We start from the raw sequence: 11662 nt of genomic DNA, 5'->3' as shown, positions 1-11662 counted from the left end.
CGGGCCGAAGCGAGTAGCAATGCTCGGGCTGGTTATACAACCCGCACGCAAGGCGATGATGGCGAGTAGCATCACGCTGCATGTCGTGCCTGCGACGATCGCTGCAGTCGACCCAGCCGGTGCTGTTCTTCCTCAATGCGATCTCGATAACGGGCCCGTTCCTCTTCCGACGCTGCCGTATCAAGCAGACGCTGATAATGGCCAATAACTTTCTCGCTGCCCTGAATGAGGAACTGCAGCGTCACAGTACCCGTCCCGAGCTGCTGATATTGTTGACCACCTGAGGCGTTTGGCGACTGATCGGCAGAATGTTGTCAGCCAAAAGCCGCGCAGCATCCGTCTCCTCGGCGAGGCGTCTCTCGATAAATTGCCGCTCTAGCTCAGAGAGTTTGTTCGTCAGCAGCCGGCGGTAGCGCTGGATATTGTTGCGATGGGCGCGAAGCTGCTCAAGTCGCTGATCAACAGCGATGGAAAGCTGTCTTCCCTCAGCGCTGTATTTGGACCACCACCGGGCGTCGGCCTTGTCCATGACATGCTTGGGAAGCCTGAAATCACTCATCGATACCTCCTATGCCGCAAGAGGACGAACGGTTGAGCGAAGCCGCGCTGGTTTGCCGCCAGGTGGATGCTTTGGCCCTTCATCGAGGACGCGCAACGCAGCCCGGATTTCGTCGACGGTGGCCGGGGGTTTCAGACCCGCCGGAGCACGCAGAGCGGGGTTTGAGGTGACGGCTGCGGCGTCCGACGCCCAGGAGGCTAGGATCGCTCGCTTTTCCGCCGTCGTGAGAAAGTTGTCCCTGAGAACGTCAAGGGGATGCTCGAATGCGTCTCCGCGCCTCATCGTCGGGCGCAACGCAAAGACGTTTTTGGAATGCGCGGTCGTCGGCCGCATGGTTGCCTCCGTTCAAAAGACGAACGTGATGGTTGTCGAGCCGCGCACAGACGTCCCGCACGCGGCTCCCAGTGGGCAGATCAGGCCGCAGCACTTTCAAGCTGCCGCGTCGTCCGCGCAGGCGCTGCGTTGATCGCGATCCGCCGGGGCTTCATGGCCTCGGGGATCTCACGGGCGAGCTCGACGCTGAGAAGACCATTATCGAAAGCGGCGCCCTTCACTTGGACGTAATCGGCTAGGCTGAATTGCCGTTTGAATCGCCGGGTAGAGATGCCCTGGTAGAGGTACTCTCGCTCGGCCTTTTCGACCTTGTTGCCCTCGACGGTGAGGACGTTCTGCTCGGCCGTCACCGAAATCTCGTCCGGCGCAAATCCCGCGACCGCCAGCGAAATCTGGTAGCGGTCTTCGGCAAGACGCTCGATGTTGTAGGGCGGGTAGTTATCTTCACCGCCTCGCTGAGCCGTTTCGGCGAGGTCAAACAGGCGGTCGAAGCCGATGGTCGACCGGAAGAGAGGTGAGAAGTCATAAGTGCGCATAGCCAAATCCTCCGTGGAGCAAGATGGTTACGAACGGCACCGGACACGACCGGTGCCCGTTTTGCCTGGGCCCGATTGGCGCCCCGACGTCGCCTTGGCACAGCCGAGGCGACGAGAAAAAATTAGAAAACGTGATCCTGGTGTCAAGAGGGTCCGGAGCGAAAAATTGCCGCCTTCCGTCGTTGTGTCCCAACGCGAGCCCGCGCGACCCTACTGGAGGCCTGCGCCCTTAGATTGTGGCGATGCAGAGATTGAGGTCGGCTAGTAGCCTACCTTATCTGTGTGGTGACGCCGGTTCGGAAGAAGGCTGCCAGATCTGTAGCTCAGCGCGGCGATAGAGGGAGAAGCAGATCGGGACGAAGTTGAACTCATCGACGTTGGCGAGCCGGCGCGTGGGTCGGTTCCGCTGCGGAACACCGTGCTCTTACGGAATCCCCAAGATCTGTGGATAAGTGTAAACAAACTCTTGCCGGGGCCCGAGCATTTCATGCCGTAACGCGTTTTTGGACAATTTCCCGGTGAGGGGCCACTTGCGTGAGGTGGCCCCTTTCGACTCAGCGGCGCGGGAAGACGGCCTCAGCATCAACCTCCAAGGGTGCTGGGGCCGCTTCTTTTGGGAGCTCGCGGGGGCATTTCTGCTCGAAGATCAAGATTTGTGGCGCTGAGCGCTCGCGGCGGGATCGAGCAAAAAGCAGCGCGCGGCCGATCTGAGGCTGCGGTAAACGCTCGATCGGTCATCATTACGATGCGTAAATCGAGCGAGAGCGCCAAGGCGGGTAGGCGAACAGGTCTTTTCCAGCCTGTGCCATCCGGGTGAATGTCCCGCTCTTATGGACCGGCCCCCACCAGCCGACGGCGGTCGCGTGTTTCCGCTTGAGGCGGGCGCTCCGGTAGCTGATTGGCCGGCTCGCTGCGGCCGGGAAGCAAATGGCCCGCTGGGCTTAATCGGCCTAGGAACTAAACAAGCCCTCTCGCTTGATTCTCCCATCTGGGCAGAGACCGATGAGGGAACCCGCAGCATGGCAATTAAAGGACGGCGCTTTAAGCAAACTCAGACACTTGAAGAGCGTCTGGCCGAAGAGGCAAAGAGCTTGCGCGAGGAAGCGAAGAATCTTCGCCCGGGCATAGAGACAGAGAGCCTGCTAAAGAAGGCCCGGCAGAACGATACCGCTGCGCACATGAGTGAGTGGCTACGGTCCCCCGGCCTCAAGCCACCGGATTGATCGACCGATAGAGACCGAAATTTCGATGTCGAATTGGCTATCATGGGAGAGTCCTACGGCAATAGATTCACCGTCGTTGAAGTGACGGGGGACGGTAGCCAAACCCAGCTCTGGATTGCGCTGGCCAAACCGAGCCAAGCACTGACGCTGGTCCTCGCCGCCGCGCCGGAAGGTTGGACTGCGGAAGTGTTGGATATCGCGTTGACGGCCAAGCAACAAAAAATGTTCGAGGAGCTCCGCCTAGAGCCGGGGGATGTTCGTCGGTTGGATAAGTAGACGCCGTAGCGCCTAGGCTGGCTTGCGCCGCTCGCGCTCAGCGTTGTTCGCTGCCTTAAGCCGGTGTAGTCCGGAGATTTCCCCAATCTCGGCCCGCAAGTCGGCTTCCGCAATACCCAGCCCCTTGGCAGCCCCAACGAGGCGCCGACTGAGCTCAGCTACATCCTGCAACGCGCCGACAGTCCGATACTGTTCGACGGAGTGCACGCTGTTTTCAATCCAGAAGTCGATAAATTCTCGCGCCTTCGAGCTCATAGTCTTTCCCTGCTGATCCGGAGTCATCCTGATATCAATTGTGGAAGCGCCTCCTGATAGATTGGAACTGTCTGAGCCCCTTGCGCGTTTTGGGGCCGGATCGATTTGCGGAGGGGGCGCAATGAAGGCCGAGCGATTGTTGCAGATCGCCATATTTGGGCTGTTCGCTTTTTCGGCCGTCCTGGTGTCAATGTTGCTCTTAACCTCACGATGAGCCAGAAACATACCTTCATCATCAACGTATCGAACCCGGCCGCGCTCTCGGGACGGCGAGGAAGAAGGAATCGAGGTTCGACCCGTCGAGCGAGACGAGTGTCGGATTGGGCGCACCATGGACATACTGGTCGCGCACCGCCTCGGGCTTGAGGAAGTCCCGCAACGCATCGCGGTTGGCGTGCGACGGGTCCTTCCAGTAGTTCCAGCCCTCGCAGACCCTCGACATACGCATTCCCGTTCTGCGAGATGATCGCGGTAATGCGTTCGGGGCGGGCCAGCGCCAGACGCAATCCGGTTGGCGCCCCGTAGTCGAAGATATATATGGCGTAGCGCGTTAGCCTGATCGCGTCGACAACGCCCTCGGCGGCGTTCGCGAGCGCGTCGAGGCTGTAATTGAACTGCCCTGCGACGGTGCCTTGGTTTCCCTGAAGCCGGCAGATCAGGTGCGATCACACGGTAACGGTCGGCGAGCAAGGGGATCAGGTCGCGATGCATGTGGCCCGAACTCGGGAAGCCATGCAGCGGCAGGATCACGGGCGCGTTTGCCGGACCGGCCTCTCGGTAGTAGTTGGGATGACGACCGACGATGTCGTGGCGAAGCCGCCACAATCGGAAGCCGCTGTAACGCTTGGGGCCTTATCGGGCGAACTCGTCGACAATGACACAATGCCGACTTGGCTCGACCACCTCTCCAGGGCCACCCGCGCGAAGCTCCAACCCAATCTCTGATGGTCGCGATTCTTAATCGGTGTGATGTTGGCGCGTAGGTGACCGGACAATGCGTTGAACGGCATCAGGCAGGGCGCGGACTATCGAGAGCGGTGCGTAGGGAAAGCCAACGGGTCGCGCTTGGCAGCTACGGCGTTGTTCGGTCGTTGCGACCGCTATCAGGACTCTCATGTCACGGCCTTGTCCGGCTTGTACGCGGGCTATCATTTTGGCGGGTTGGGTGGCGCGCTTGCAAGCCGGTGGGCTCGAGGCCGGCGGGATCCGCCAAACGAGAATTGATGAACCATCTGGGTGCCGCGGAGCGCGGCGCAGTAGGCCATACGAAAGATCGGGCGCTATTAACCGGCCTGACTTTGCTATTCCTGCAGTTGTTGCGTTTGCATCACCATCCACCTTTCGGCTCCCACTATGTTCGGTCGGGGAGGCTCTTGATGATGTTCGACGTGTATATCGATGACCGGAACAATCTTCTGATCGTCGCGCGAGGTGGGCCAGTTCCAGAAAAGGAACGCGGTGCGTGGCGGAAGAAACGCTCGGTGCGTTCTGTCAGTGATCGGATACGTGATGACATCAGCGCGGCTGGATTCCATCGCAGAAACTTGCTTAAGAGAAAGTTGGCCCCCTCAATTGCAGCGCCCGAGAAACGATCCTAATCTGCGGCTTTGTCCCATATTGCGAATCATCGGCACGGCAAAAGAGGGCGGGAGCGGCCGACGAGAGAGTGTGCGCAAAAGTTGGCGAGGACACTGCCAAGAGCACGCCACAGTCGCCAGGCGAACAGAGTAGAAAGCCCCGCCTGAGCGGGGTCTCCCCAGTCGGCGGGCCGGGGATCAGGGCTAGCCGCCAACTGCTTGTAATCAACCTTATGGTTGAACATTTAAAAAGCAACAGCGTCGCGGAGACGGAGTATGTTCGTCGCGCGACGCTGGCTTAACTACGGGGCCCTGAAATCCCCCAGCTCACGTCGGTCTGATCGGTGAGTGAATGGTTCAAACAAAATCTCGCCTTCGCGACGTCGGGGACGCGGCCGGGCCGCCTAGTTCTTACGGCTGGTCGACGATTCCAGTCCAACTTCTGGCCGGTACAGACACCCGCTACAATCATCGGCGCTTTACAGGTGGCCCACTTTTATTTCCCGGCATGCCTTGAACGTTCGAAGGATCCTGTTGTTGGACGCTTTGATTATGGTTATCGGACCCGAGGCCCTTATCGGCTTCACTTTGCTGGTTTTGAGCGATTGCTGACTGAACCACCGCTGGAGCCGATGTAATGACGGTCGCCGCGAGCACTAGAACGTATGTTTTCATGAGCGCCTCCTTGAGGTAGTCGCAAGCGCACAACACCCTTGTCGGAGCTAGTTTCCTAAAAAGCTGCAAAAATTGCAGCGCACCACGTGGGCGTCGGTGGCGGCGTCTGCGGTCTTGATTTGTACCTTCCGGCTCGACGACGTGGAAAAATCCAAGCTCGCGCCGAACGTCTTCGATGTTGCGCTGAAAAGGCTCGGGATCGAAGCTTCAGACGCGGTCGCGATCGGCGACACGCCTTACGATGCCATCGCGGCTGGAAAGGCGAAAATCGCGACAATCGGCGTGCGTTGTGGTGGATTCACGGAAAACTCACTGCGGTATCCTGGATGCTTCCGAGTCTATCCCGGGCCGGCAACGCTTTTTGCTCGATATCACGACTCTCGGCTCACCAAGTAGACCGACACTAGGGTGCGACCTCCGGAACGCGGGGCTATCCGGAGGTGCTGGTGATCGGCAGGCGCCCGACCTTCAGGCGCAGTCGGACTCGATGGCTCTATCACACTTCGGAGGCTTTAAAGATCCATCCAGAAGTCGACGGACTTGCGGCGACCGCAGTGGATCGTCGCAACGGGTTGCGCGAGGCCGGGCTTGGGGAGTTTGCGCGAACTTGGCCATCCATCGACGTTCGATGCGGTTCAGCACGTCTTGGGGCAATCCCATCTGCGTCATCGAACTCTCCTCCTCAGGCAGCCAGGACCCGAGATGTCGAGCAGAGACGGTTCGGTCGGCCACCTGGGGGATTGCGTGGACCACCATCAAGCTCGCACAGCGCTTCCAGGATCTCGTCGATGGTGACCGGCGCCTTTAGCCCCACTGGCGCCCTCAATGACGGGCAGGAGGCGATGGCCGATGCGTCGGACGCCCAAGATGCCAGGATAGCGCGTTTCTCGGAGGTCGAGAGCGAAGGGTGCGCCAGCACGTCCCTGGGATGTTCGAACACCGTCCCGGGATGCAGGAGCGCGTTGAAGTCGATCACGTTGTCTTTGGAAGCGGTCGTCGGCCGCATAGTGTCCTCCATTCTTTAGACGAAGCCAGTAGCCGCGCGTCGGAAGACGCGCGGCATTGTCGGAGAGCAATGGATCAGGCCGCCTTGGCCTCGATCTGGTGGACGTTGCCAGAAGCCGATGCGCCGGCGATGGCGATGCGCCGCGGCTTCATGGCCTCCGGGATTTCTCGGACCAGTTCGATCTTCAGCAGCCCGTTGTCGAAGGCCGCGCCCTTGACCTGGACGTAGTCCGCCAAGTTGAACTGACGCTTGAAATGTCGGGTCGAGATGCCCCGATACAGGAATTCCCGCTCGGTCTTCTCGGTCTTGCCGCCTTCGATCGTGACGACGTTCTGCTCGGCCGTGATCGAAACCTCGTCGGGCGAGAAGCCCGCCACAGCCAGCGTGATCTGGTAACGATCTTCGGCCAGCCGTTCGATGTTGTAGGGGGGATAGCTTTCCTCGGCAGCCCGTTGAGCCGTCTCGGCGAGGTCGAACAGACGATCAAAGCCGATCGTCGACCGGAACAGGGGCGAGAAGTCATAAGTGCGCATAGCCAAATCCTCCAAAGAGCAAGATGGTATGAGGCACCGGACACGACCGGTGCCCGTCTCAATCCGAGGCCCCGGAGGGCGCCTCGGTCGTCACCCTCAGGTGACGCCAAAAAAATTAGCAAAACCGGTTTTGGTTTCAAGGGGGGACGCAAAAAATTTCGACCGGGCCTCATACCATCCCGGTCATGTCTCGCAGCGTCCCGATGAGATCCGCTGCTCTCGTTGTAAGACGCGATCTACGCCCCACGCATGGACGTGCTCCTAGAATAGGACCGTAGCCCGTATCAGCCCGGTACAACGGGCGTGCGCAGGTTGCTACTGCGCGCGCATGCCAGAAACCTATGGTTACCGGGGCGTCACGTTCACCGTGACCCGCGCCGGCTATGACGACAAGTTCGAAATCACCATCTCGATCGATGGCGAGATTCGACATGCTACGGTGCGGACTAGATTGCCAGAGCTCGCGAAGCGCCGCGCTGAAATGCTTATCAACCGCCTGTTGAAGGATCGATCCAGCTCCCTGCTTCAGGAAGACGACAGGAACAAGGAGTAACATGTGTTAATTGCTTCTGCGGGCGGGCTGGAGCGGGTAGCATGTGCGAGCTGTGCACTGAACTGGATAAGAAGATTGCTCACTACACGCAGCTTCCGGGGGGGATTGCGGATCAGCGCGCGTTGAACGCCATCACAAATTTCCCGGCCGACCTTCAGGCTAAAAAACGCGAGCTGCACCCCGAATCGATGGGCAATGCACGTTGACCGCGCGCGACCAGGAAGATCGGCAGTGGGAGATGAGCGCGCTTGCGTGTCCATCCTGTTCGCGAAACATGAAGCTTGTAGGCAAAGAGAAGGGTCAAGACCGGATCAAGCGGATATCTTCTGACATTCCAGTGTGAATGCGGTCAGATCTTCGTCACTCGAAGCGACCAATAAGCGTAAAGGGCGACTCCGGGGCCTTGGGGTGGAGATCCGGAGTCGCCCCAGCGACCCGGTTCCGAGGGGACCTGAGGCCGCATTGGAAACCGTATGCCTCGAGGGCAATAGACCGCGGCACCGCCTTTGAACTGCACGCAAGCCAAAATGTTCCGGCCCGCATTGACTCGGTTCTGGCCGAGCGGGTGACGAAAAATGCCTCCTCAGAATCGGAACTTTTTCCTTCTTTTCGATTTGAAATCGTCGCTTTGGCAGGACAGCGAGGGAGGTTCGCATGGTCCAAAGACGACGGCGAGTTAAGCAGGTCAAGACGCTCGAAGAGCGACTCGAAGAGCGGGCTAAAGAGTTTCGTGGCCGAGCAAAGGCAATGCCGCCCGGTACCGAGAAAGAAATGCTGTTAAAATGGGCTCGGCAGCTGAGACCGCCGCGCAGATGAGCCAGTGGTTGAAGGCACCCAACCTGCAGGCGCCGCAACCAATCGCGCAATCGCGCCAGGCGGGCTAGCAGCGAGAAACCGCCTTCTCTTCTCAGCAGTCACCGTCGGTGACGGGCTGTCGATGCGGCGCCCACGCTTAGCCCCTACCGCCTCGAATCTCGTCCATGCCCTGCACGTCTATGCCGCGCAACGCGCATGGTGCTCGGCCCGCCTTTTCATCCTGCGCCTATCCCGGTCAACTGTTGCTTGCATGCTACAGCTGCCTCGCGAATCCGATGGCATAGTTTTATTTTCTGCGATGAAGAGGATTCTGGCGATGAAGAAATTATTCTTTGCGACGACCGCTCTGGCTGTCTTTGGCTTCGCTAATGCGGATGCCGCGGATTTGGCCGCTCGCCCCTACACCAAGGCACCGCCGCCGGTCATCGATCCGGGTACCAATTGGTCGGGTTTCTACATCGGCGGGTTTGGTGGCTACGGTTGGTCTGATCGTGTTCGCGCGAGCGTTGCGGGCTTCGGGTCGGCCTCGATCAGCACCAGCGATCTGAACGGCGGCTTCGGCGGCGCTACGATCGGCTACAACTGGCAGAGTGGCGGAAGCCCGTTCGTTTTCGGCATTGAAGTCGATGCAGCCGGCTCAGACATCAAGTATTCGACCACTGTCCTCGGCGTGACCGGCACCGACAAGATCGACGCGTTTGGTAGCGTCACCGGTCGCCTCGGCTACGCGGCTGGTGCCACGCTGCTGTACGCCAAGGGCGGCTATGCATGGGCCGACAACAAACTCTCGGCAACTGCTTTCGGAATTACTGCTTCCGAAAGCCACATTCATTCGGGCTGGACGGTTGGCGGGGGCGTTGAGTGGATGTTCGCCCCGAACTGGTCGGCGAAGGCCGAGTACATGTACGCCGACTTCGGCAAGGAGAATTACGGAGCTGGTGTCATTCCGCCTGGCGTCGACATTGGCGCAAGCATCCACACCATTAAGGGTGGCATCAACTATCACTTCGGCGGTCCGGTGGTCGCAAGATATTGATCCATCGCGTTACCGTTCCAGCAACTTTAGTCCCGCTTGTCGGGGCTAACTTTGGGACGCTTATCGACAAAAACCCCTTTGTTTCTGTCGCCGCCCACAGAGCTATCGTACCAATCCGAGTTCACCGCACGCCTGGCCTCTGTTCTACGCGTGGCCCATCAAACGATGCATCCTCGCAGCGGGCAGGTGGTCAAGCAGCCCGGGTCGCGTCCGGATGGCGATCGCGACGGCATTTGGACAGCAGTTAAGGGGAAACCAATGAACTTCAATCGGCTCTCAAGTTTACAGCCATCCAATCAGAGAAATCATAAAGCCCAGCCCAGTGATGGACCGTCTTCCCGCAGCCTTCGCATTTAAAAAGGCCAGTGCGGCGGAGCGGCGCAATGCCGCGATCTTGAGTCGCGACATAGACCATTCCACAGCTGGGACATGCAAAGTATACGCAAATCGGAACTGACATTTTGGGCGGAAATACAGACCACGGCCACGCCGGGCGGTGGCCGGCATGGCCAATGATCGAGCTGACGATAATCGGCGATCGTCGTCGCCGCCGCTTAACCGTAAGGAATGCCGTAGTAGTCGTTGACCGATCGGCCGGCCGCCGGGTCATTCCAATTCCAACCGGCGTCGTCGCGATATTTCGGGGCGCCTTGAAGCTGGCTCTCCGTGATGCCTGCGACGTAGCCGCCAAGGTTGGTGTCATACTTCAGCGATTGCCACGGCAGCGGATAGTGATCGTCGCCGATGCCGAGGAAGCCGCCAAAACTGAGCACGGCGTAGGACACCTTGCCGCTTGTCTTGTCGATCATCACTCGTTCAATACTGCCGATTTTCTTGCTGTCCGCTCCGTAGACGGCGGTGCCTTCAACCTTGTCGCTACCGATCAGGTTGCCGGCCTCGTTTGCCTCTAAAGCCATGGTGGTCCTCCCTTGGTTATTTTAGAAGCAATCGTCGTGACGATGGAACGTTCCTATGACCGATGGGCTTCAATGTCGCACAATCAAGCGTAGAAAAGCGCTGGGAAGTTGTCGTCAGCTCCGGACACGATTGACAAAGCCCTGCAGATAATACGCGACGCCGTTCATCGGGCGATAGCGGCTGATGCCGACGCGGTGAAAAGGGGTGATCCGCCGCCGTGCGAAACAACGACGACCGCGGATTGGCACGATCATGCCAAAGGGATCGAAGGCGAGATGACACAACGAATATTCCGTTCATTCCAGTTCGCTTTTGATTGATGGTCGGCGCCGTCCCTTTTTTAACGCCGGCGAACGGTTCGCGGCGCCGTCATAGGTCGTCTCGCACGCCACGGGAAAACGGGTGGCGGACTTTACCATCGCCAGATTTCGCGCGGTACTCGATTTCGGCCAACACTTCTGGTTCGACCCAAATCGCCTTATGGGCGATGCGCTCTGTGTAGGGCTGCGTTCTCCGGATCAACGGCTTCAGCAGTGTTTGAAGATGCGCGGCGGAAGCCTTCTCAAATCCATGGTCGACCTTGCCCGCATAGATCAAGTCGGCGCCTTTGCGCCGGCCCACATAGATGCCGTCCCACTTGCCGTCTTTCAGTGCGAAGCCCGCGATGGCTAACGTCTCTCGTTGCGCACAGGTCTTCTTGACCCAGTCCCGGCTGCGCCCAGCTGGATAGGCGCTGTCGCGCACCTTTGACACAACGCCTTCCAAGCCAATTTTGCACGCATGCGCGAACGTGTCCGGTCCGTCTGCTTCGAAGCTCTCGCTGAACTGAATATTTGTGCCGTCGACCATCTTCTTCAACGCAGCCTTGCGGTCGAAAAGCGGCAGCTTACGAACGTCGCGGCCGTTGAGATAAAGCAGGTCGAACGCGACGAGCACAATGCGCTTTGACGTGCCTTTCAATTCGTTTTGCAGGATAGAAAAGTCGGTCGTACCGTCAGGGCCGGGCACAACGATTTCACCGTCGATGATCGCGGATGCCGCCGAGATCTGCCAGGCATCGTCGGCGATCTTTTTGAAGCGCTTGGTCCAGTCGTTGCCGCGCCGCGTGAAAACGGAAACGGTCTCGTTGGCGAGATGAACCTGGACGCGATATCCGTCGAACTTGATTTCGTGCAGCCAACGCGTTTCACCCGGCACTTTCTCGATCGGCGAAGCCAATGCCGGAGCAATGAAGCCGGAGAACAGCGCCTTGTTGCCGATCGCGAGCGGCTTCTTGCGCTGGAAAGGCATCGCTTGACCAATCGTAAGCTCAGCTGGCGGCGACCGCGGCCAACGTGCCGATTGAAGGCCTGCAAATGAGAAGGAA

15 protein-coding genes and 1 pseudogene are annotated in these 11662 nt (G+C 59.2%); 7 read left to right on the top strand and 9 right to left on the bottom strand.

The features are described from left to right. Nucleotides 1-71: 71 nt before the first annotated feature. The 3 genes from IC762_RS30055 to IC762_RS30045 form a co-directional block, all read right to left on the bottom strand. The gene (locus IC762_RS30055) at nt 72-245 is read right to left on the bottom strand and encodes a hypothetical protein (RefSeq protein ID WP_195785749.1); all 174 of its coding nucleotides are present in this window, start codon (nt 243-245) and stop codon (nt 72-74) included. Continuing rightward, nucleotides 242-559 carry a hypothetical protein gene (locus IC762_RS30050; protein WP_349629733.1) on the bottom strand — a complete coding sequence of 106 codons (318 nt, stop codon included), beginning with the start codon at nt 557-559 and terminating at the stop codon, nt 242-244. Before IC762_RS30050 ends, IC762_RS30055 begins: the two co-directional genes overlap by 4 nt. A 413-nt stretch (nt 560-972) precedes the next feature. Next, a complete protein-coding gene (locus tag IC762_RS30045) occupies nt 973-1428 on the bottom strand; it encodes an Hsp20 family protein (protein WP_195785748.1) in 456 nt (151 codons plus the stop codon). Nucleotides 1429-2447: 1019 nt separating this feature from the next. On the opposite strand from IC762_RS30045, the gene IC762_RS30040 reads away from it, so the two are divergent. After that, nucleotides 2448-2651 (top strand): hypothetical protein, encoded by a 204-nt coding sequence (locus IC762_RS30040; protein WP_195785747.1) that lies wholly within the window; start codon nt 2448-2450, stop codon nt 2649-2651. A 42-nt stretch (nt 2652-2693) separates the two neighbouring features. Further along, nucleotides 2694-2927, top strand: a complete 234-nt coding sequence (locus IC762_RS30035; protein WP_195785746.1) for a hypothetical protein — start codon at nt 2694-2696, stop codon at nt 2925-2927. A gap of 12 nt (nt 2928-2939) precedes the next feature. Here the strand turns inward: IC762_RS30035 and IC762_RS35460 are convergent, their stop codons facing one another. Continuing rightward, on the bottom strand, nt 2940-3407 hold the full coding sequence (locus tag IC762_RS35460; protein ID WP_246801315.1) for a hypothetical protein: 468 nt from the start codon (nt 3405-3407) through the stop codon (nt 2940-2942). Nucleotides 3408-3438: 31 nt separating this feature from the next. Next, nucleotides 3439-4007 (bottom strand): annotated as a pseudogene (locus IC762_RS35845) (alpha/beta fold hydrolase); the annotation flags it as partial. Between the two features lie 398 nt (nt 4008-4405). Here IC762_RS35845 and IC762_RS35450 point away from each other — a divergent pair. Further along, complete coding sequence (locus IC762_RS35450) at nt 4406-4780, top strand: hypothetical protein (protein WP_246801314.1); 375 nt, start codon at nt 4406-4408, stop codon at nt 4778-4780. A 726-nt stretch (nt 4781-5506) separates the two neighbouring features. Continuing rightward, a complete protein-coding gene (locus tag IC762_RS30015; RefSeq protein WP_246801313.1) occupies nt 5507-5830 on the top strand; it encodes an HAD hydrolase-like protein in 324 nt (107 codons plus the stop codon). Between the two features lie 286 nt (nt 5831-6116). Here the strand turns inward: IC762_RS30015 and IC762_RS30010 are convergent, their stop codons facing one another. Continuing rightward, nucleotides 6117-6440 carry a hypothetical protein gene (locus IC762_RS30010; protein ID WP_195785744.1) on the bottom strand — a complete coding sequence of 108 codons (324 nt, stop codon included), beginning with the start codon at nt 6438-6440 and terminating at the stop codon, nt 6117-6119. 74 nt (nt 6441-6514) lie between these two features. Continuing rightward, nucleotides 6515-6973, bottom strand: coding sequence for a small heat shock protein HspD (hspD, locus tag IC762_RS30005; RefSeq protein WP_195790350.1), 459 nt, complete (start codon nt 6971-6973; stop codon nt 6515-6517). Between the two features lie 328 nt (nt 6974-7301). On the opposite strand from hspD, the gene IC762_RS30000 reads away from it, so the two are divergent. The 3 genes from IC762_RS30000 to IC762_RS29990 all read left to right on the top strand — a co-directional run bounded on the left by IC762_RS30000 (nt 7302) and on the right by IC762_RS29990 (nt 9378). Further along, a complete protein-coding gene (locus IC762_RS30000; protein WP_195785743.1) occupies nt 7302-7526 on the top strand; it encodes a hypothetical protein in 225 nt (74 codons plus the stop codon). A 41-nt stretch (nt 7527-7567) separates the two neighbouring features. Next, a complete protein-coding gene (locus IC762_RS29995; RefSeq protein WP_195785742.1) occupies nt 7568-7732 on the top strand; it encodes a hypothetical protein in 165 nt (54 codons plus the stop codon). A gap of 926 nt (nt 7733-8658) precedes the next feature. Then, complete coding sequence (locus IC762_RS29990; RefSeq protein WP_195785741.1) at nt 8659-9378, top strand: outer membrane protein; 720 nt, start codon at nt 8659-8661, stop codon at nt 9376-9378. Between the two features lie 554 nt (nt 9379-9932). On the opposite strand, the gene IC762_RS29985 is transcribed toward IC762_RS29990, so the two are convergent. Both IC762_RS29985 and ligD read right to left on the bottom strand, forming a co-directional pair. Further along, nucleotides 9933-10295 (bottom strand): PRC-barrel domain-containing protein, encoded by a 363-nt coding sequence (locus IC762_RS29985; RefSeq protein ID WP_195785740.1) that lies wholly within the window; start codon nt 10293-10295, stop codon nt 9933-9935. Nucleotides 10296-10665: 370 nt separating this feature from the next. Then, on the bottom strand, nt 10666-11586 hold the full coding sequence (ligD, locus tag IC762_RS29980) for a non-homologous end-joining DNA ligase (protein ID WP_195785739.1): 921 nt from the start codon (nt 11584-11586) through the stop codon (nt 10666-10668). Between the last annotated feature and the right edge of the window lie 76 nt (nt 11587-11662).

This window comes from Bradyrhizobium genosp. L (assembly GCF_015624485.1).
In the GTDB taxonomy this organism is placed as follows: Bacteria; Pseudomonadota; Alphaproteobacteria; order Rhizobiales; family Xanthobacteraceae; genus Bradyrhizobium.
This window is presented reverse-complemented; position numbering and strand designations above follow the sequence as displayed.

What these genes read in the sequence shown, in the direction of transcription:
- IC762_RS30035 (WP_195785746.1), top strand. Translation starts at nt 2,694, where the DNA reads ATGGGAGAGTCCTACGGCAATAGATTCACCGTCGTTGAAGTGACGGGG.
- IC762_RS35450 (WP_246801314.1), top strand. Translation starts at nt 4,406, where the DNA reads ATGAACCATCTGGGTGCCGCGGAGCGCGGCGCAGTAGGCCATACGAAA.
- IC762_RS30000 (WP_195785743.1), top strand. Translation starts at nt 7,302, where the DNA reads ATGCCAGAAACCTATGGTTACCGGGGCGTCACGTTCACCGTGACCCGC.
- IC762_RS30040 (WP_195785747.1), top strand. Translation starts at nt 2,448, where the DNA reads ATGGCAATTAAAGGACGGCGCTTTAAGCAAACTCAGACACTTGAAGAG.
- hspD (WP_195790350.1), bottom strand. Translation starts at nt 6,973, where the DNA reads ATGCGCACTTATGACTTCTCGCCCCTGTTCCGGTCGACGATCGGCTTT.
- IC762_RS35460 (WP_246801315.1), bottom strand. Translation starts at nt 3,407, where the DNA reads ATGTTTCTGGCTCATCGTGAGGTTAAGAGCAACATTGACACCAGGACG.
- IC762_RS30010 (WP_195785744.1), bottom strand. Translation starts at nt 6,440, where the DNA reads ATGCGGCCGACGACCGCTTCCAAAGACAACGTGATCGACTTCAACGCG.
- IC762_RS30050 (WP_349629733.1), bottom strand. Translation starts at nt 559, where the DNA reads ATGAGTGATTTCAGGCTTCCCAAGCATGTCATGGACAAGGCCGACGCC.
- IC762_RS30045 (WP_195785748.1), bottom strand. Translation starts at nt 1,428, where the DNA reads ATGCGCACTTATGACTTCTCACCTCTCTTCCGGTCGACCATCGGCTTC.
- ligD (WP_195785739.1), bottom strand. Translation starts at nt 11,586, where the DNA reads ATGCCTTTCCAGCGCAAGAAGCCGCTCGCGATCGGCAACAAGGCGCTG.
- IC762_RS29985 (WP_195785740.1), bottom strand. Translation starts at nt 10,295, where the DNA reads ATGGCTTTAGAGGCAAACGAGGCCGGCAACCTGATCGGTAGCGACAAG.
- IC762_RS29990 (WP_195785741.1), top strand. Translation starts at nt 8,659, where the DNA reads ATGAAGAAATTATTCTTTGCGACGACCGCTCTGGCTGTCTTTGGCTTC.
- IC762_RS29995 (WP_195785742.1), top strand. Translation starts at nt 7,568, where the DNA reads ATGTGCGAGCTGTGCACTGAACTGGATAAGAAGATTGCTCACTACACG.